We start from the raw sequence: 18,298 nt of genomic DNA on the forward strand, positions 1-18,298 counted from the left end.
CGCGAGGCGTGACCCTATCCCAGGCAGGAGTACACCTGTACTCCTGCCCGTCTATTCATCAACGCCAATTGAGGTTAACGGTCGTGGGGGCCTTGCCTGACACGGCCACCCATTGCTGCACCGCCTGGCCCTGGGCATTGCCGATGACCTTGTATTTGCCGGGAGGCAGTTGCACGTAAAGCAGTGGCCCGGCATCGCTGACGCTGAGCACGGGCTGGCCTTGAGCATTCTGGATGTCGACTGAAGCCCCGCTCTGGAACTTGCCTTCCGGGCCGGTCGAAAGCTCTACGTGCAGGTCATAACCGGTGGTTTTGCGCAGGGCATTGGCCTCGTCCTGGCCGATACCGCCCTGCAGGTAGCGCACGCCATTTTGCTCCTGCGGTTGCAACTGCACCGCCTGCATGTCGATGGGGGCATTGAGGTCGGCGGCGGCGGCCAGGGTCCATGGCAGGGCCAGGGTGATCAGCAAGGCAGCGCCGAGGGCATAGTGATGGTTACGCATGGTACGACCCTCCTTTCGAGGATGGCTTACCTCTTATTTGATCCTCCCCGCAAAGCGGCGTTCGTGCTGACGCCCGGTCAGGTAGATGAAATTCACCTCAGCACTCCATTTATTCAGCCAAAACATCAGCTTGCACGGCCTTCTTCAAGCAACTTCACGAACATGCTCAAGCTGCGCGAGACCGTACCCCGGCGCCATACCAGCCAGGTTTTCAGGTAGCGGAAATCCTCCGACATGGGCCAGGCGCTGACTGTGCTGCAACCTGGCATGTTGTCGAGCATGCTGCGTGGCAGCATGGCCAGGCCGGCGCCGGCGCTGACGCAGGCCAGCATGCCGTGATACGACTCCATTTCGTGGATCTTGCCGGGCACTGCCTGGTCCTGCACGAACCAGCGCTCGAAGTGATGGCGGTACGAGCAGTTGGCGCGGAAGGCGTAGATGCTCTCGCCATTGACGTCCTGGGCACGGGTAACCGGCGCGTGGTTCAGCGGCGCGATGACCATCATCTCTTCCTCGAACACGGGCATGCCTTCCAGCGTCGGGTGCAGTACCGGCCCATCGACGAACGCAGCGACCAGGCGGCCCGCCAGTACGCCTTCCAGCATGGTGCCCGAAGGGCCAGTGGACAGGTCCAGGTCAACCTTGGGGTAGCGCTGGTTGTAGGCCGCCAGCAGTGCCGGAATGCGTACCGCTGCCGTGCTTTCCAGCGACCCGAGGGCAAAAGTGCCCTGGGGGTCTTCCCCGGCCACGGTCAACCGCGCTTCGTGCACCAGCTCGAGGATACGCCGCGTGTACTCGAGAAAATTCCAGCCGGCCGGCGACAGGCGCAGGCGGCTTTTCTCGCGGATGAACAGCTCGACGCCCAAGTCTTCTTCCAGCTGTTTGATACGCGTGGTCAGGTTCGAAGGCACCCGATGGATGTGCTGGGCAGCGGCACTGATGCTGCCCTGCTCTGCCACGGCCTTGAAGATCTCCAGTTGCACCAAGTCCACAGCCTTTCTCCAAACGTGAATGTTTCGCTCATTATTATTCAGTTTTCATTAAAGCCATAGCCCACTAGTCTGGCGTTACTGACTAACAACGACGAGAGTGCCCCGCCATGAGTGCGATCAGCAGCCTGACACACGCCATCTCCCTCGACCCGTACAGCGGCGAGCAGATCGGCGCCTACCCGTTCGACACCGACGCCGCACTGGAAGCGGCGCTGCAACGCGCCAAGGTTGGCTATCGCCAGTGGCGCCAGGTGTCGCTGGGTCAGCGCAGCGAGTACCTGCTGGCCCTGGCCGGCACCCTCGAAGCCAAGGCTGAAGCTTTCGCGCACATGATCAGCCGTGAAATCGGCAAGCCGATCGCCCAGGCCCGTGGTGAAGTCGCCAAATGCGTTGGCCTGTGCCGCTGGTACGCTGAGCACGGCCCGGCCATGCTCGCCGCCGAGCCGACCCAGGTCGAAAAAGCCCGCATCGAATACCGCCCGCTGGGCCCGATCCTGGCGGTGATGCCGTGGAACTTCCCGGTATGGCAGGTATTGCGCGGCGCCGTGCCGGCGATCCTGGCGGGTAACACCTATGTGCTCAAGCACGCGCCGAACGTGATGGGCAGTGCTTACCTGATGGCTGAACTGTTCAAGGATGCCGGCCTGCCGGAAGGCGTGTTCGAAGTCCTGAACGTGACCCCGGACGGTGTCACCCGCGCCATCAACGACCCGCGCATCGCCGCCGTCACCCTGACTGGCAGCGTGCGTGCCGGCATGGCCATTGGTGCCCAGGCGGGTGCCGCGCTGAAGAAGTGCGTGCTGGAACTGGGGGGGTCCGACCCGTTCATCGTGCTGGCTGACGCCGACCTGGACGCCGCCGTCAAGGCTGCCGTCATCGGCCGTTACCAGAACACCGGCCAGGTCTGCGCCGCCGCCAAGCGCCTGATCGTGGAAGCGAGCATTGCCGATGAATTCACCCGCAAGTTCGTCGAAGCCACGCGCCAGCTGAAAGTGGGCAACCCGCTGGAAGACGACACCTACATCGGCCCGATGGCCCGTTACGACCTGCGGGACGAGCTGGACGGCCAGGTTCAGGCAACCCTGGCCGAAGGCGCTACCCTGCTGCTGGGCGGCCACAAGGTTGAAGGCGTGGCCAACGTCTACGCGCCGACTGTGTTCGCCAATGTGACCCCGGACATGACCGCGTTCAAGCAGGAACTGTTCGGGCCGGTAGCGGCAATCATCACTGCACGTGACGCCGAGCATGCGGTAGAGCTGGCCAACGACAGCGAATTCGGCCTGGCCTCGACCATCTACACGGCCGACTACGCGCTGGCCGAACGCATGACTGCAGCGCTGGATACCGGTGGCGTGTTCATCAACGGCTACTGCGCTTCCGACCCCCGCGTGGCGTTCGGCGGCGTGAAGAAGAGCGGGTTCGGCCGTGAGCTGTCGCACTTTGGTGTGCGTGAGTTCACCAATGCCCAGACCGTGTGGCTGGACCGTAACTGATCCGATGCCCAGGGGCTGCAAAGCAGCCCCCAACGATCAATCCCGAACCTGGTCCTTGACCCAGTCGAGCATGCCCCCCGGCACGATCAGTTCATGCCGCGCCCGCGAACAGGCGGTGTACAACCCCGCCAGCATGCGCGCCCGCTCATTGCGGTTACCCGCCACCTGCGGCGCCACCATCAGCTCCGGCGAAACCATTACCCGGGCGAACTCCATGTTCTTCACATCCCGCACCCGCCCGAGGAACAGCTTCGGCGCCTTGTCCCAGCGATAACGGCTCTTGGCCTTGGCGAAATGCTCCGGCGTGTAGCCCTTGCGCAGCATGCTGGCCACCGCGAGGAATGCCTTGTCGTCACCCTTGTCCTGCTCCAGCGCCTGCCAACTGCCATAACGAAACAGCATCGGATGGCGTGCCCGGGTGCCGTAGCGGTACAGCTCGATACAGTCCTCGACGAACAGTTCGAAATCCTTGCGTGCACTTTTCAGCAATATGAAGGGTACACCTTGGTGCGTCAGGCGCTGGAACCAGCCGAAGAGCCCCCATTCGTCATCGACGATCAGCGCCGTGGGCTGTTCCGGCACCGTGACCGCATCGAAGAAGCTGACCCGGGTGTAATGCTCGGCGCTGCCACTGAAGGCTGCCTGGATCGACGCCGGGTGCGCCTGGATCAACGGATTGAGCACGTTGTCCATCGCTGGCCCGGCGCGCAACGAATGGTCGATGCAACGCTGGCGGATGAAGCTGCCGTGGTGCGGGCTGAGACCGTTGAGGTTCTGCAACTCGTCACCCAGGGCAATGATCGATTGCGGGCTGCGGTCGAGCACGGCAAGCATCGGTGCCGACAGCTCGTGCGCCTCGTCGACGATGACATGGGTGTAGCGGTTGCCGATCACGTAGTCTGTCAGCGACAGCAACTTGACCCGGTGGTAATCGCGCACCGGAAGCTGGATTTCCCGTGCTGACGGGCGAATCAGCTCTTGCCAGTACAGTCGCGCCTTTTCCAGCAGTACTTCCTGGTCGAGCGGCGAAGTGCCAGGCCCGGCCCAGGGCAGGTGGTGCAGCTGCAGTTGGGTGTCGGCAGTGTGGCAAAAGGTACGCACAGCGCGGATGCACAAGCCAACCACGTCACGGGCGGCAAGCGGGCCGATGTCCGGGATCGCCAACCAGCGCACTACCTGCGCATCTTGCGGGCGCCATGAGCGTTTGGTGCGGTACGCGTCGCGCAGGCGCCAGCCATTGCTGGTGAGGTCGAGGTTGAGCAGCTCGTCCGCCAGTTGGCCGAACGTCAGCGCGGTGTAGGCGGCTGCGTCCTTCACGCGCGCCTGCAACGCGCGCAACTGGCCTTCGGTCAAGGCCAGCAGCAAGGTGCGCTGGGGCTCCAGCAGGCGGGCGAACTGGTGAATCAGGAAAGTCTTGCCAGTGCCGGCGAAGCCCTGCACGGCCACCGACTCGTCAATGCCACTGAGGAATTCGCGCAGCAGGCGGTTCTGCTGGTCGCTGAGCATCAGGTCACTGGCCAGCGCTGGCAGGTACACCGGGTGCAGTGGCGTGGCCCGCTGGCGGTAGGTTTCGGCAAACTGGAAATTCCACTGGCCTTCGGCATCCCGCAGTTCATCGGCCTGGTATTCCACTTCGCTGGTCAACAAGGCGATACCGTTTTCGCCGAGCATACCCAGGCCCATGGCGAAGGCTTCATGGTCGAAATGCTGTGCCACCTGGCCCTGGAAGCGCCCCGGTGCGGCGTTTTCAACGTCGGTTGCGATGCGCACGATTTCGGCGAAGCGGCGTTCTTGCGCGTCGGCCGAAGCCGTTGCCGGCTGGCGTGGCAGGTTTTGCACGAACAGCACGGCGGCGGCTTCGAGGATGCTGGCGCTGCTGAAAAAGTCGGTGGTGGGCGCGCTGGCGAGGCGGTCGGCCTGGTCGCTGGGCAAAGGCAGGTAGAACATCGTCACCTCGGGTGGAAACAGGGCGGCACGATAGCAACTTTTGGCGTGCAATGCTGGGGTCAGTGTGACCTGGGCTGCACTGTTCACGCGCTGGCGCGCTCGCACCTCACCCTTTGCGACGCTTCAACGTTTCACTTGGAAACTCCTTGAACAACTGACGGTAACTCTCTGAAAACCTTCCCAAATGCCAGAAAGACCAGCGCATCGCTACCTCGGCCACGGTCACCTCGCCACCCCGCAGCAGATCACGCCGGGCACCGTTGAGCCGGCGCAGGCGCAGCCAGTGCGCCGGCGGCATGCCGGTAAACGCCTTGAACGCCTGCTGCAACTGGCGCAAGGAAACCCCGGCCACGTCTGCCAGCTCAAGCAGGTTCAGCGTCTCTTCCGGGCAATCGGCCGCCCATTCGCTGACCCGGTGCATGATCGCCCTTTCCTCGTCCCGCCGCCCCAGGGCCACGCCTTGCAAACGCTGGCTGGCGTTGTCGAGGATGAACAGGCAGTCCTCCAGCAGTTGCTCAGCCAGGGCTTGCCCTTGCAATGGGCTACCCGCCTCGCCCAGGCGGGTCAAGGTGGCGCTGAGCCAGCTGCCGAACAGCGCATTCTGGCCGCTACCCAGTGGCACCATGAACAGCCCCTCAAGGCGCTGAGGGTCCAGGCCATGGCTGGCGAGAAAGGCCTGGTCGAACACGACCGCCACTTCCTGGTAGTTCTCTGGGGTGATCCAGATGTTGCGGCTCTGCTCATTCAGCAGATAAAGGCTGTTCTCGCTCTGGTCGAAACAGAATGCCAGCGAACCGCTGGGCGCGCGAAAGAACTGCTCGACGCGGGTATTGAGCCGTTCCTCGTAAACATCCACCCCCCCAAGCCCCAGGCAGCGCAGCTGGCCACTGAAGTGCCCGGGCGACATCTGCCGGTATTGCTGTTGCCAACCCGGGGTGGCGCGGACTTGCTCGGTTACATCCGACGTGTGGAAAGCCTGAACCTGCAAGGCATTGGGCGTTGTCACGCTGTGTCCTAGTTGCACTCTTTTGGTGCATTGCTTGCCGAAGAAAGTGGATAGATGGCGTTGCTCGCCTCGGACCAAGATAGTCTCCAGCGCGTCACCTGGGAAGTCACCGGCACCTGCCGCGCACACAAAAACCCAACCAAGAGGTCTGTATGAACGCCCCCTTCGATCAGCTGTCCACCTGGCTGAAAGAACACCGGATCACCGAAGTCGAATGCGTGATCAGCGACCTGACCGGCATCGCCCGCGGCAAGATCGCGCCGACTGCCAAGTTCCTCCACGAGCGTGGCATGCGCCTGCCCGAGAGTGTGCTACTCCAGACGGTCACCGGCGACTACGTTGACGACGACATCTACTACAACCTGCTCGATGCCGCCGACATCGACATGGTCTGCCGCCCTGACCCCACGGCGGTGTACCAGATCCCGTGGGCCATCGAGCCAACCGCGATCGTGATCCACGATACCTTCGACAAGCAAGGCAACCCCATCGAACTGTCGCCGCGCAACGTCCTGAAGAAGGTGCTCAAGCTTTACGCCGACAAGGGCTGGCAGCCGATCGTGGCGCCCGAGATGGAGTTCTACCTGACCAAGCGCTGCGAAGACCCGGACTTGCCACTGCAAGTGCCGCTGGGGCGCTCCGGCCGTGCCGAAAGTGGCCGTCAGTCGTTCTCGATCGATGCCGCCAACGAATTCGACCCGTTGTTCGAAGACGTCTATGACTGGTGCGAAATCCAGGGCCTGGACCTGGATACGCTGATCCACGAAGACGGCCCGGCGCAGATGGAAATCAACTTCCGTCACGGCGACGCGCTGGACCTGGCCGACCAGATCACGGTGTTCAAGCGCACGATGCGTGAGGCCGCGCTCAAGCACAACGTGGCCGCCACGTTCATGGCCAAGCCGATCACCGACGAACCTGGCAGTGCCATGCACCTGCACCAGAGCGTGGTCGACATCGCCACCGGCAAGCCAATCTTCGCCAACGAAGACGGCAGCATGAGCCAGCTGTTCCTGCACCACATCGGTGGTTTGCAGAAGTACATCCCCAAGCTGTTGCCGATGTTCGCGCCCAACGTCAACTCGTTCCGCCGTTTCCTGCCGGACACCTCGGCCCCGGTCAACGTCGAGTGGGGTGAGGAGAACCGCACGGCCGGGCTGCGCGTGCCCACCTCCGGCCCGGAGGCCATGCGCGTGGAAAACCGCTTGCCGGGTGCCGATGCCAACCCGTACCTGGCCATCGCTGCCAGCCTGTTGTGCGGCTACCTGGGCATGGTCGAGGAGATCGACCCTAGCGCACCGGTACAGGGCCGCGCCTATGAACGACGCAACCTGCGCCTGCCGATCACCATCGAAGATGCGTTGCAGCACATGGAAGACTGCGAAACCGTGCAGCAGTACCTGGGCAAGCAATTCGTCCAGGGCTACGTGGCGGTCAAGCGCGCCGAGCACGAGAACTACAAGCGCGTCATCAGCTCGTGGGAGCGTGAATTCCTGATGCTGAGTGTCTGAACCACCGCGGGGGTGCTTTGCACCCCCTGCACAGGCAAGCCTGCACCCAACTCGAAGAACAAGACCAACGAGGTGTCCCCATGCGTCATCTGCAAGCCCTGATCCCCGCTGCATTCACCCTGCTGTTCGCCACCACAAGCCACGCCAGCCCCACTGTCAGCGTGTACAACTGGACCGACTACATCGGTGACACCACCCTGGCCGACTTCCAGGCCAGCAGCGGCATCAAGGTGGTCTATGACGTTTTCGACTCCAACGAAACCCTTGAAGGCAAGCTACTGGCCGGGCGCACCGGCTATGACGTGGTGGTGCCCTCCAACCATTTCCTCGCCCGCCAGGCCCAGGCCGGTGCGTTCCTGCCGCTGGACCGCAGCAAGCTGCCGAACTGGCAGCATCTGGACCCCAAGCTGCTCAAGCAGCTGGAACAGAACGACCCCGGCAACCGGTACGCCGTGCCCTACCTGTGGGGTACCAATGGCATCGGCTACAACGTCGACAAGGTCAAGGCGGCACTGGGCGTGGACCATATCGATTCCTGGGCCGTGCTGTTCGAGCCCGAGAACCTGAAAAAGCTCAAGCAATGCGGCGTGGCCTTCATGGACTCGCCAGATGAGCTGTTCCCGGCCGTGCTCAACTACCTGGGCCTGGACCCGCGCAGCGAAAAAGCCGCCGACTACGCCAAGGCCGAGGCCCGCATGCTGGAGCTCCGTCCCTATATCACTTACTTCCACTCCTCCAAGTACGTCTCCGACCTTGCCAACGGCGATGTCTGCGTGGCCTTCGGCTACTCCGGCGACGTGTTCCAGGCGGCCAATCGCGCCGTGGAAGCGAAGAACGGGGTAAAGGTCGCCTACAGCATTCCCAAGGAAGGCAGCAACCTGTGGTTCGACCTGCTGGCCATCCCCAAGGACGCCAACAACCCCGAGCAGGCCCTGGCGTTCATCAACTACCTGCTCGACCCCAAGGTGATCGCCAAGGTCAGCGCTACGGTCGGCTATGCCAACGCCAACCCGGACGCCAAGGCCTACATGGATGCATCACTGGTGAACAACCCCGAGATCTACCCACCCCAGGCAGTACTGGACAAGCTGTACATCTCCAGCACCCCGAGCCCGAAGATCATGCGCGTCATGACCCGCTCCTGGAGCAAGATCAAGTCCAACCGCTGAGTCGAGAGCGCCCATGCCTTTGAATACCCAACACACCGCCTCGTACTACGCCGCCACGGCACGCGACGCAGCCCCCTACCCCAGCCTGGACGGCGACCTGACGGCCGACGTATGCGTGGTCGGCGGCGGGCTGACCGGGGTCAATACCGCGCTGGAACTGGCCGAGCGCGGTTTGTCGGTGGTCCTGCTGGAAGGCCGACGCATTGGCTGGGGTGCCAGCGGTCGCAACGGCGGCCAGCTGATACGCGGCATTGGCCATGATGTCAGCGGCTTCGCCCGGCATGTCGGCCAGGACGGCGTGCGCTACCTCAAACAGGCCGGCATCGATTCAGTGGCGCTGGTGGCCAACCGCATTGCCCGCCATGACATTGCCTGCGACCTGCGCTGGGGCTTCTGTGAACTGGCCAATACGCCAGCCCAGTTCGCCGCCTTCAAGGATGAACAGGATGACCTGGCAGCGTTGGGCTATCGCCATGAAACGCGCCTGGTCGGCGCCGCGCAGCTGCATGAGATTGTTGCCAGCGACCAGTATGCCGGCGGCTTGGTCGACATGGGCTCCGGCCACCTGCACCCGCTCGACCTGGTCCAGGGCGAAGCCCGCGCCGCCCACAGCCTGGGCGTGCGGATTTTCGAGCAAAGCCCGGTACTGCGCATCGAGCACGGCCCCAGCGTGACGCTGCACACCGCGCGCGGCAAGGTACGCGCCAGCAGCCTGGTACTGGGCTGCAATGCCCACCTCGACGAACTGGAGCCGCGGCTGAGCGGCAAGGTGCTCCCGGCCGGCAGCTATGTGGTAGCCACCGAGCCTTTGCCCGAAGCACTGGCCAGCAGCCTGATCCCGCAGAACATGGCGCTGTGCGACCAGAAGGTCGGCCTGGACTACTATCGCCTCACGGCCGACCGCCGCCTGCTGTTCGGCGGTGCCTGCCACTATTCCGGGCGCGACCCCAAGGATATCGCCGGCTACATGCGGCCCAAGGTACTGAAGGTATTCCCACAACTGGCCAATGTGCGCATCGACTACCAATGGGGCGGCATGATCGGCATCACTGCCAATCGCTTCCCCCAGGTGGGGCGCCTTAGCCAGCACCCCAATGTGTATTACGCCCAGGGCTATTCCGGCCATGGCCTGAACGTGACGCACTGGACGGCGAAACTGCTGGCCGAGAGCATCGCCCTCGGCCACAGCCAAGGCCTGGACGTGTTCAGCGCCGTACCCCACCTGACCTTCCCCGGCGGCAAGGCCCTGCGCTCACCGCTGCTCGCGCTGGGGATGCTGTGGTACCGGTTGCGTGAGGCGCTGGGCTAGCGGGGCGAACACATTGATAGCTGATGATCCCAGCGTATAAAGCAGCCCCTCGGCTGCTTTTAGCAACCTGACAATCGGGTTGAAGAAGAACACTCAAAGCTACGGATTTTATGGCGTTCATCAGATTTAGCGCAGGACCTGAAGGGCTGGTTTCGCCCTACTCCCACTGACGTACCGTGGCCGCACGGGTAAGCAGGTGGACCGCAAAAACGGGCTGGCTGCAGTTGAGCGCTTTCGGCGAGACCCAGCAAGTCTGTAGAAATCTTGGCCCATCCGTTTGACAGATCGACTCACCCACTGGCCAATGGCCCCGCAGCTGCTAGCGTTGTTGTAGCCGATCAATCATGGATGCCTCTCCATCATGAAATCATTGCCTCGCATTACCGTGTTGTGCGCTGCGCTACTGGCCGTAGCCGCCTGCTCCAGCAACCGCGTGGACCCTAAGGACTATTCCGGTTTCCTCAAGGACTACAGCCGGCTACAAGAAGCGAAAAGCCCGTCGGGCGACCCGGTAATGCGCTGGATCGACCCCAAGGTCAACATCAACCAGTACAGCCAGGTGTTCATCGAGCCCAGCCAGTTCTACCCCAAACCGCAGCCGACCCCGGTCATCTCCGCGCAGACCCTGGGGGAAATCACCCGCTACTTCAACGAAGCGCTGCGGCGTGAAATGGGTGGTGTGATGCCGCTGGCCAAGGGGCCTGGCCCCGGCGTGATCGTGGTGCGCCCGGCGATTACGGCGGTGTCTACCAGTAACGAGGGGCTCAAACCCTATGAGGTGATCCCCATCGCGTTGATCGCTGCGGGTGTGAACACGGCCACGGGCGGCCGTGATCAGGACGTGGATGTGGGCGTGGAAGCGGCCTTCCTCGATGGTGCCAACCAGAAGGTACTGGCCCAGGTGGTGCGCAAAGGCGCTGGTCAGGAACTGGAGAACGACACCCAGAAGCTGACCTTGAACGACGTCAAGCCGGTGCTGGATGGCTGGGCCAAGGACATGCGTGCGAGCTTCCTGGCAGCGAAGCAGAAAGGCCGCTGAGTCACAGCTGACCCAACAGGTCAACGCAACCTGGGTAAGGAGCGGCCCATCGAGACACAAGGCCGCTCCAGTTGACCGCGTTGAACATCAGCACTCGACAAAAGCGACTGCCAAACCGCCGCGCGAGGTTTCCTTGTAGTTGGCATGCATGTCTGCCCCGGTATCACGCATGGTGCGGATCACCCGGTCGAGCGAGATGAAGTGCTCACCATCCCCTCGCAACGCCATTTGCACGGCGTTGATCGCTTTCACCGCAGCAATGGCGTTGCGCTCGATGCAGGGCACCTGCACCAGGCCGCCTACGGGGTCGCAAGTGAGCCCGAGGTTGTGCTCCAGGGCAATCTCGGCCGCGTTCTCCAGTTGCGGCGGCGTCGCTCCCAGCACCTGAGCCAAGCCGGCGGCAGCCATCGAACAGGCCGATCCCACCTCGCCCTGGCAGCCTACCTCAGCCCCCGAAATCGACGCATTCTTTTTGCACAGAATACCCACCGCCGCTGCCGCCAGCAGGAAATCGACTACATCGGCATCGCAAACGGTGGGGTTGAACTTCATGTAGTAATGCAGCACAGCCGGGATAATGCCAGCAGCGCCGTTGGTAGGGGCGGTGACCATGCGCCCGCCTGCCGCGTTCTCCTCATTCACCGCCAGGGCGAACAGGTTCACCCACTCCATGGCGCTGAGGGTTGAGCCGATCACGTTGGGCTTGCCCAGCTCCTGCAGGCTCCGGTGCAGCCGCGCAGCGCGTCGCTTGACATGCAGGCCGCCAGGCAGAATGCCCTCGTTGCGCAGGCCGTTCTCCACGCACTCACGCATGGCCGCCCAGATGCGCAGCAAGCCTTCGCGCACCTCGGCCTCCGGGCGCCAGGCGCACTCGTTGGCCATCATCAGTTGGGCCACGCTCAAGCCGTGGGCCTTGCACAAGCCCAGCAACTGGGCGCCACTGTCGAACTCATAGGGCAGCACCACCTCATCCACGCTACGGGTCGGCGTATCGATCTGCGCTTGCTCGACGATGAAGCCACCGCCAACCGAATAGTAGGTCTGGCACAACAGGCTACCTTGCCCGTCCATGGCTTCCAGGCTCATGGCATTAGGGTGATAGGCCAGGTTCTCGTCGAGGAACAGCACGTCACGGGTATATTCGAATGCCAGCGGGTGGCTGCCATCGAGCATCAGGCAGTGCTCCTGCAGCACCTGGCCAATGCGCGACTCAATGGTGGCCGGGTCGATACGGTCCGGCCACTGGCCCATCAGCCCGAGCAGGCAAGCACGGTCAGTGGCATGGCCTACCCCGGTAGCGGACAACGAGCCGTACAGCCGCACCTCCACACGTGTTACCCGCGCCAGCAGGCCTTGCTCGCGCAGGGCCTGGGCAAAGCTCGCAGCGGCCCGCATGGGGCCGACGGTGTGGGAGCTCGAAGGGCCGATGCCGATTTTGAAAAGGTCGAAAACACTGATAGCCATACTAATGCCTGACCGTGAGCAGCAATACCGCTGCCACACGGTTATCTGAAGAAATTGAGCGCTGATGCGATTCTGCGCGATACTGACGCGCAGACTCATGAATGACCAACGAAACTTCCTAAGCAAGGCTTTAGCGGTACTAAACGATGCGACGACAATTGAATGGGCAGATGTTCGTCTGGCTGCATGTATTTGCCTGTGCAGCCCGGCACCTGTCCTTTACCCGCTGCGCCGAAGAGCTGCACATTACCCCGGGCGCAGTCAGCCAACAGATGCGCCAGCTGGAAGAACGCCTGGGCTATCGGCTGTTCCTGCGCCGGGCGCGCGGCGTCGAGCTGAGTGCCGAGGGCCAACGCCTGGCGCAGACGGTGGCCGAGGCCTACGGCAGTATCGAAGCCGAACTGCTGCGCCTGGACGCCGGTGAAATCCGCGGCACCTTGCGTGTGCGCTCGATCCCCTCGTTCCTGGCCAAATGGCTCACGCCGCGCTTGCCGCGCTTTCAGCAACGCTACCCGGACATCGAGTTGCGCCTGGTGGCTGAAGACAGTGCCCAGGCGCTGACGCCGGGCGACTTCGACCTGGCCATCGACCTGAACGATGGCAGCTACCCAGGCATGCTCTCGACGCCGCTGCTGGACGAGCAGATTTTCCCCGTGTGCTCCCCTGCCTTGCTACGTGGGCGCCCACCCCTGCACGGGCCAGGCGATCTGGTGCACTACCCGTTGCTGCACGACATCACCGCCTGGCGTGGCAGTTCGGAGTATGCCGAGTGGGAATTCTACCTGGACGGCATCGGCGCCACCGGGCTGGATGTACGCCGTGGGCACACCTTCAACCGTAACCACCTGACCATCGAGGCGGCGATTGCCGGTATTGGCGTGGCGATTGCCCGGCGCACGCTGCTCAATGACGAACTGGAGCGTGGCGCCCTGATCGTGCCGTTTGGTGTGCCCATCGCCAACCACAAACGCTATGTGGTGCATTACCCGCCGGGTGGCCTGAACCAGCCAGGGGCGCGAGCAGTGCATGACTGGCTGGTGGAGGAAGCGCGCGGGTTCAGGGAGTTGCATCCTTTGATCAAGGACTCGCCTACAGGCCCCGCAGCGCCGAGGCATCTTCAATAGGCTTGCTTGCCGGTAAACGCATTCAGCGTCCGCACCAGGATCACGAAGTCCAGCCACAGCGACCAATTGTTGATGTACTCGATATCCGAGTCCACCCGCTGGATCATCTGCTCGATGTCCTTGGTCTCGCCCCGGAACCCGCGTACCTGGGCCAGACCGGTCATGCCCGGCTTGATATTGTGGCGGGCAAAGTAGTCAACGATGTCCTGGGAATACAAAGTGTCATGTTGCAGGGCATGGGGCCGCGGCCCGACCAGCGACATCTCCCCCGTCAGCACATTGAACAACTGTGGCAACTCATCGAGGCTGGTACGCCGGATAAAGGCGCCAACCCGGGTCAACCGCGGGTCATTCTTCTGCGCCTGAACCACCACGCCATGCTCCGGCTGGTGCACATGCATGCTGCGGAATTTCCAGATGCGAAACGATTCGCCAGTCCAGCCCGTGCGTTCCTGGCGGAAGAATACCGGGCCACGGCTGTCGATCTTGATGGCCAAGGCCACTGCCAACAGCACAGGTGACGCACAGAGCAGGATCAACGCTGCCAGTACCCGGTCCTCAAGGTTTTTCAGGAACAGGCTCATGCCCGTCAGCGGCGTCTCCGACAAGGTCAGCACTGGAATACCGGCAATTTCCCGGACACTGTGGTTGATCAGGCGCAAGGAGAAGATGTCAGGCACCCAGTTGACGGCAATGCACTTGTCGAGCAACTTGAAATACACATCGTTGATGACTTCGGACCCCCCCAGCGGGGTCACCAGGTACACCGTGCGAATAGCGTGCCGGGCGACAAGCTCGTCAAGGTCGCCAATATGCCCGAGCACCGGCAGGCGCTGTTTGCCCTCGGCAGTCTCCAGCCCCTGCTCATCATCCTTGTCGAGCAGCACGCACCCAAGCACCCGCTCGCCAAACCACGGGTTGTTGCTGATTTTCTGATACAGGAAGTTGGCCAGGTCACCGTTGCCGATGATGAGGGCATTGTCCAGCCGCGCGTGTGCGGTAAAGCGTTTTTGCAGTTCACGCACGGCAAAGTGCAAGAACAACTGCGCGACATAACCAATGACGAACAACTGCCCCATCAGCAAGCGCGAATAGGTTTCGCTTTGCTTGGTCAGAAAGGCCATGACCACCAGGAAGCAGAAGGTGGCCGACCAAGCCTTGAACAGGCGGAAGGCCTTGATCGAAAGCCCGACGTTGGTGCGGTAGATCGCGTAATGATCGTAAATGACCGCCAGTGCGCCAATCAGCAACAGCAGCATGATCACGTAATCGGCGGTGATGTAGCCAAACTGGTCGTAGATCAGGTACCAGGCGATACCGGTCACGGCAATGCCATCGAGGCCGGCCTGGATGGCGTTGCTGACACTGCTTCGTCTCTGGAGCAAGGAACGACTGCTTCTGGGTTCGAAAACCATTTCAGGCCTCATCAGTTAGAGCGTAGCCAGTGCCATCCAGCAAACAACACGTCTTGAAAAAGCTTATGCAAAGCCCGTGCTGCAGAATCGTTCAGCCCCCAAGCCGTTGATATCACTGTAGCAGCCACCCGCCAGCGACGTGCCCGCAATCACTCCACTCGGCGATTTTGGCCGATTCACACCGTACGGCTGGTGGAAACGGCCGCTCGCCGTAACAGCAGCGTGCGCAGCAGGAATAACGGATTGCCAACGATATACCGTATGAACAAGCGCTTGGGCTCACGCAGCAGACGGTACAACCACTCCCCTCCCAGACGCCGCAACCAGCCAGGTGCGCGGCTGACTTTGCCACCCAGAAAGTCGAGAATCGCCCCGCCACACACGATCAGGCATGGCCCGCCTATGGCTGCAAGCTGTGCCGCAACGGCTTCCTGCTTGGGCATGCCCATGCCCAGCACGATCAGCTCAGGTTGCTGCTCGCGCGCCAGCTGCAGGTAGGTTTCGACACGGGCAAAACCGTCGTGAACGGACACTGGCACTACCCCGAACGCGCTTTCACAGCGTCGGACTGCGTGGTTCAGGTAGGGTTGCCGGGTCCCCCAGAAAGCAACCTTGCGCCCACGGTAGGCCGCCAACAGCCGGGGAATGAAGTCGGTGCCGTTCATGTTCAACCCAGGTTCGAGGCCCAGGCGGCGATAGAGAATCGCCATGCCGGAGCCATCACGCAGCAGCACATCGGCGGCCGACAGTGCCTGGCAATAGGCACCATCGCGCACCACCAGGTTCATCGCATGGGCATTGACAAAGCCCAGTACGGTGGCTGTTTCCGGAGTGGCCAGGCGTTCGAGCAGGTGCTGTGCTGCGCTGCCGTTCTCGACGACTGCCATTTGCTCGATAATCCGCGTCCAGCGTTGCTGCCATAGCCACTGAGCCATCAGTCGTCATCCCGTTTTGACCGCACCCATTCGACCTGGCGCCTGATCAGGAAGCCCAGGTACAAAGGAATCTTCCTCGCGGCGTAGAACGGCGCATACAGCAACACCGAAAACGGTATCAGCTCACGGCAGAACCGCGCCCAGGCCAGCACCACCGCAGAGCCCAGCAAGGCCAGCCCGGCAAGGGCCAGCCACGCAGGCGCCGACAGGTCGAACAGCAGGAATGCCAGCCACGTCACCAGGTTGAGCCCGAGCAAGGTCAACGTCAGCAATGCCAGGGGAGATACCACCAGGTCCAGGGTCATGGCCGCGAGGCTGCCGTTGCGCTGGGTAATGGCGGCCAGTACGCGCTTGGGTGCATCGCCCAGCATCAGGCCCAGGTGACCATGCTCCCAGCGGGTGCGCTGGCTGTTAAGGCCTTGCTGGCTCAGCGGGAACTGGCTGGTAACCAGCGCTTCGGGGCAGAACAGCGGGGGCTTGCCCTGCTGACAGAGGTCCAGCCCCAGCTTTACGTCCTCTACGAGGTGGCCGTTGGCGAGGTTGATCAGGCTCAGATCGTGCCAGCCGAACGCCATGCCCGCCCCCATCAACTGGCAAGGCAGGCCCAGCCGTGACCAGCCCCGTGGACGCACCAGGTTCTTGACCCGCCAGGCAAACTCGGCAACCTGTACTTTCAGCCCGGCACCGGCGGGTGCGCGCATCAGGTACAGCGACTGCACCGGGCGCTGGGCAGCATGGCAACGGCGTGCCAGGGTGTCGATCGCGCCCTCGCCCACCTGGCAATCGGCATCCACCACGATCACCACCTCGGGTGGCTGACGCGCCAGGTGGCGTACACCGAAGTCCAGTGCGTAGCCTTTGCCGCGCAACTGTGCATCGTACCGCTCGACCACCTCGGCGCCTGACTCACGCGCCAGTTGTGCCGTGTTGTCAGAACAGTTGTCGGCGACCACCAGCAGGCGGTCGCCTTCGAGCAGTTGCGGGGTAATGGTCGCCAAGGTGGCCTGGATGATCGAGGCCTCATCGTGAGCAGGTACCAGCACCGCAACCCGAGGCCGGGCACCGCTGCCCGGCAGCGGCGCCCGTGCAGGCAGACAGGCCATTAGCACCTGAAGCGAAAACACCAACACCGGTACCAGGACGATGACCGTCAACAGGCCCAATAGCCAACCCAATACACTAATCATGCGAATGCCTTGAAGTAGTCGGCCAGCCTGGCCGCCTCGGTGTCTATATCGTGCCGTTGCAATACCCGCTGGCACGCCGCATCACCCATGCGTTGCAGCACCTCGGCCGGTTGCGCCAGGCAGTCGGCCATGGCGGTCACCAGCTCGTCGACCGCCCCGGCGGGAAACAGCCAGCCATTCTCACCAGGCCTTACCAGCTCAGGAATGCCTGCCACATACGTGGTGAGTACCGGTCGGCGCAAGGCCATGGCCTCCATGATGACCACCGGCAGGCCTTCGGCAAAACTAGGCAGTACCAGGGCGCGGGCCGCCAGGATTTCCTCGCGTACCTGCGCGCTGCTGATCCAGCCGGTAATGCGCACCCATTGCTGCAGACCGTGCCGGGCGACCAGGGCCTCGATCTGCCCGCGCATTTCGCCATCACCGGCCAGCACCAGCTCGAAGCCAACCGACTGGGCAGCAAGGCGGCGCGCGGCTTCCACCAACAAAAGCTGGCCTTTCTGCTCGCACAGGCGCCCGACGCATACCAGCCTTGGCACCGACGGCACGTCAACCGGCGCCACCTCATGAAAACCCCGCTCCAGGCCGCAGTGCACTACCTTCACCTTGGTCCAGTGCTCGTGCGCAACCCAGCGAAACAGCTGGCTGCGCCCGTACGAACTTACCGCGACGACAAAGGCGGCTCGCCGCACCTTCTCCCCCATGTGCAGGAACTGCGGCTTGTCGAACTCCTCCGGCCCGTGCACGGTAAAGCTGTACGCCGGCCCGCCCAGGACGTTGGCCAGCATGACCACTTCGGTAGAATTGGTGCCGAAGTGCGCGTGCACGTGCTCCGCCTGGGCGACCTGCAGCCACTGCAGTAGCTGGCAGGCCTCAGCCAGGTAGACCAGGTGGTAGGGCCAGGGGCGGTCGGCACGCAGGCCCAGGCGTAGCGCCAGCCACAGAGCCTGGCCAAAGCGCCGTGGCTGCGCGCGCAGCACCTGCCAGGTCGGCCCTAGCAACCCCTTCAGCCCGTCTTTCAGCACGTAGCGGGTCTTGTCCCGTTCGGTTGCGTCCTCGGCATCCTGCACCTCGGCGTCCCACCCGCGCAGCGCCATGCGTTGCACCTCTACCCCCTGACGCTCCAGCGCCAGGATTTCGCGACGGATGAAACTGTGACTGACTTTCGGGTACTGATTGATGAAGTAAGCAATGCGCATACGAAT

General features: G+C 62.9%; 15 protein-coding genes and 1 pseudogene. 6 read left to right on the top strand and 10 right to left on the bottom strand.

Annotation, left to right across the window (positions count from 1 at the left end; genetic code table 11):
• Positions 1-58: 58 nt before the first annotated feature.
• Both E8E68_RS16870 and E8E68_RS16875 read right to left on the bottom strand, forming a co-directional pair.
• Positions 59-502 carry a carboxypeptidase regulatory-like domain-containing protein gene (locus E8E68_RS16870; RefSeq protein ID WP_266029642.1) on the bottom strand — a complete coding sequence of 148 codons (444 nt, stop codon included), beginning with the start codon at positions 500-502 and terminating at the stop codon, positions 59-61.
• Between the two features lie 125 nt (positions 503-627).
• Positions 628-1,494, bottom strand: a complete 867-nt coding sequence (locus E8E68_RS16875; RefSeq protein ID WP_110745276.1) for a LysR family transcriptional regulator — start codon at positions 1,492-1,494, stop codon at positions 628-630.
• A 107-nt stretch (positions 1,495-1,601) separates the two neighbouring features.
• Between E8E68_RS16875 and E8E68_RS16880 the strand changes: the two genes are divergently transcribed.
• On the top strand, positions 1,602-2,987 hold the full coding sequence (locus E8E68_RS16880) for an aldehyde dehydrogenase family protein (protein WP_266029640.1): 1,386 nt from the start codon (positions 1,602-1,604) through the stop codon (positions 2,985-2,987).
• A 36-nt stretch (positions 2,988-3,023) separates the two neighbouring features.
• Here the strand turns inward: E8E68_RS16880 and E8E68_RS16885 are convergent, their stop codons facing one another.
• Positions 3,024-4,934 carry an AAA family ATPase gene (locus E8E68_RS16885; protein WP_280343015.1) on the bottom strand — a complete coding sequence of 637 codons (1,911 nt, stop codon included), beginning with the start codon at positions 4,932-4,934 and terminating at the stop codon, positions 3,024-3,026.
• A 106-nt stretch (positions 4,935-5,040) separates the two neighbouring features.
• Positions 5,041-5,940: a helix-turn-helix domain-containing protein gene (locus E8E68_RS16890; protein WP_266029637.1), complete on the bottom strand. Its 900-nt coding sequence runs from the start codon at positions 5,938-5,940 to the stop codon at positions 5,041-5,043.
• 152 nt (positions 5,941-6,092) lie between these two features.
• On the opposite strand from E8E68_RS16890, the gene E8E68_RS16895 reads away from it, so the two are divergent.
• The 3 genes from E8E68_RS16895 to E8E68_RS16905 all read left to right on the top strand — a co-directional run bounded on the left by E8E68_RS16895 (position 6,093) and on the right by E8E68_RS16905 (position 9,929).
• Positions 6,093-7,451, top strand: a complete 1,359-nt coding sequence (locus E8E68_RS16895) for a glutamine synthetase family protein (RefSeq protein WP_266029636.1) — start codon at positions 6,093-6,095, stop codon at positions 7,449-7,451.
• Between the two features lie 80 nt (positions 7,452-7,531).
• Positions 7,532-8,620, top strand: coding sequence for a polyamine ABC transporter substrate-binding protein (locus tag E8E68_RS16900; protein WP_280343019.1), 1,089 nt, complete (start codon positions 7,532-7,534; stop codon positions 8,618-8,620).
• A gap of 13 nt (positions 8,621-8,633) precedes the next feature.
• Positions 8,634-9,929: an FAD-binding oxidoreductase gene (locus tag E8E68_RS16905; protein ID WP_266029635.1), complete on the top strand. Its 1,296-nt coding sequence runs from the start codon at positions 8,634-8,636 to the stop codon at positions 9,927-9,929.
• A gap of 160 nt (positions 9,930-10,089) precedes the next feature.
• Here E8E68_RS16905 and E8E68_RS16910 read toward each other — a convergent pair.
• Positions 10,090-10,164: pseudogene (locus E8E68_RS16910) on the bottom strand (transcriptional regulator); the annotation flags it as partial.
• 126 nt (positions 10,165-10,290) lie between these two features.
• On the opposite strand from E8E68_RS16910, the gene E8E68_RS16915 reads away from it, so the two are divergent.
• A complete protein-coding gene (locus tag E8E68_RS16915) occupies positions 10,291-10,968 on the top strand; it encodes a DUF3313 domain-containing protein (RefSeq protein WP_280343022.1) in 678 nt (225 codons plus the stop codon).
• An 87-nt stretch (positions 10,969-11,055) separates the two neighbouring features.
• Here E8E68_RS16915 and E8E68_RS16920 read toward each other — a convergent pair whose 3' ends face one another.
• Positions 11,056-12,432, bottom strand: coding sequence for an L-serine ammonia-lyase (locus E8E68_RS16920; RefSeq protein ID WP_266029634.1), 1,377 nt, complete (start codon positions 12,430-12,432; stop codon positions 11,056-11,058).
• A gap of 146 nt (positions 12,433-12,578) precedes the next feature.
• Between E8E68_RS16920 and E8E68_RS16925 the strand changes: the two genes are divergently transcribed.
• On the top strand, positions 12,579-13,556 hold the full coding sequence (locus tag E8E68_RS16925; RefSeq protein ID WP_266029633.1) for a LysR substrate-binding domain-containing protein: 978 nt from the start codon (positions 12,579-12,581) through the stop codon (positions 13,554-13,556).
• On the opposite strand, the gene E8E68_RS16930 is transcribed toward E8E68_RS16925, so the two are convergent.
• From E8E68_RS16930 to E8E68_RS16945, 4 genes are all read right to left on the bottom strand, one after another.
• Positions 13,550-14,971, bottom strand: a complete 1,422-nt coding sequence (locus E8E68_RS16930; protein WP_266029632.1) for an undecaprenyl-phosphate glucose phosphotransferase — start codon at positions 14,969-14,971, stop codon at positions 13,550-13,552. The two genes, E8E68_RS16925 and E8E68_RS16930, sit on opposite strands and share 7 nt — an antisense overlap.
• Before the next feature lie 176 nt (positions 14,972-15,147).
• Positions 15,148-15,906, bottom strand: a complete 759-nt coding sequence (locus E8E68_RS16935; protein ID WP_266029631.1) for a WecB/TagA/CpsF family glycosyltransferase — start codon at positions 15,904-15,906, stop codon at positions 15,148-15,150.
• Positions 15,906-17,093 carry a glycosyltransferase family 2 protein gene (locus E8E68_RS16940; RefSeq protein WP_266029630.1) on the bottom strand — a complete coding sequence of 396 codons (1,188 nt, stop codon included), beginning with the start codon at positions 17,091-17,093 and terminating at the stop codon, positions 15,906-15,908. The genes E8E68_RS16935 and E8E68_RS16940 overlap by 1 nt, the downstream gene beginning before the upstream one ends.
• Entirely contained in the window at positions 17,090-18,292 is a 1,203-nt protein-coding gene (locus E8E68_RS16945) for a glycosyltransferase family 4 protein (protein ID WP_266029629.1), read from the bottom strand. The genes E8E68_RS16940 and E8E68_RS16945 overlap by 4 nt, the downstream gene beginning before the upstream one ends.
• Between the last annotated feature and the right edge of the window lie 6 nt (positions 18,293-18,298).

Origin of the sequence: Pseudomonas sp. BN607 (assembly GCF_029871175.1) — a bacterium.
Lineage (GTDB): Bacteria > Pseudomonadota > Gammaproteobacteria > Pseudomonadales > Pseudomonadaceae > Aquipseudomonas.

What these genes read in the sequence shown, in the direction of transcription:
- E8E68_RS16870 (WP_266029642.1), bottom strand. Translation starts at nt 502, where the DNA reads ATGCGTAACCATCACTATGCCCTCGGCGCTGCCTTGCTGATCACCCTG.
- E8E68_RS16880 (WP_266029640.1), top strand. Translation starts at nt 1,602, where the DNA reads ATGAGTGCGATCAGCAGCCTGACACACGCCATCTCCCTCGACCCGTAC.
- E8E68_RS16885 (WP_280343015.1), bottom strand. Translation starts at nt 4,934, where the DNA reads ATGTTCTACCTGCCTTTGCCCAGCGACCAGGCCGACCGCCTCGCCAGC.
- E8E68_RS16895 (WP_266029636.1), top strand. Translation starts at nt 6,093, where the DNA reads ATGAACGCCCCCTTCGATCAGCTGTCCACCTGGCTGAAAGAACACCGG.
- E8E68_RS16900 (WP_280343019.1), top strand. Translation starts at nt 7,532, where the DNA reads ATGCGTCATCTGCAAGCCCTGATCCCCGCTGCATTCACCCTGCTGTTC.
- E8E68_RS16905 (WP_266029635.1), top strand. Translation starts at nt 8,634, where the DNA reads ATGCCTTTGAATACCCAACACACCGCCTCGTACTACGCCGCCACGGCA.
- E8E68_RS16915 (WP_280343022.1), top strand. Translation starts at nt 10,291, where the DNA reads ATGAAATCATTGCCTCGCATTACCGTGTTGTGCGCTGCGCTACTGGCC.
- E8E68_RS16920 (WP_266029634.1), bottom strand. Translation starts at nt 12,432, where the DNA reads ATGGCTATCAGTGTTTTCGACCTTTTCAAAATCGGCATCGGCCCTTCG.
- E8E68_RS16925 (WP_266029633.1), top strand. Translation starts at nt 12,579, where the DNA reads ATGCGACGACAATTGAATGGGCAGATGTTCGTCTGGCTGCATGTATTT.
- E8E68_RS16930 (WP_266029632.1), bottom strand. Translation starts at nt 14,971, where the DNA reads ATGGTTTTCGAACCCAGAAGCAGTCGTTCCTTGCTCCAGAGACGAAGC.
- E8E68_RS16935 (WP_266029631.1), bottom strand. Translation starts at nt 15,906, where the DNA reads ATGGCTCAGTGGCTATGGCAGCAACGCTGGACGCGGATTATCGAGCAA.
- E8E68_RS16940 (WP_266029630.1), bottom strand. Translation starts at nt 17,093, where the DNA reads ATGATTAGTGTATTGGGTTGGCTATTGGGCCTGTTGACGGTCATCGTC.
- E8E68_RS16945 (WP_266029629.1), bottom strand. Translation starts at nt 18,292, where the DNA reads ATGCGCATTGCTTACTTCATCAATCAGTACCCGAAAGTCAGTCACAGT.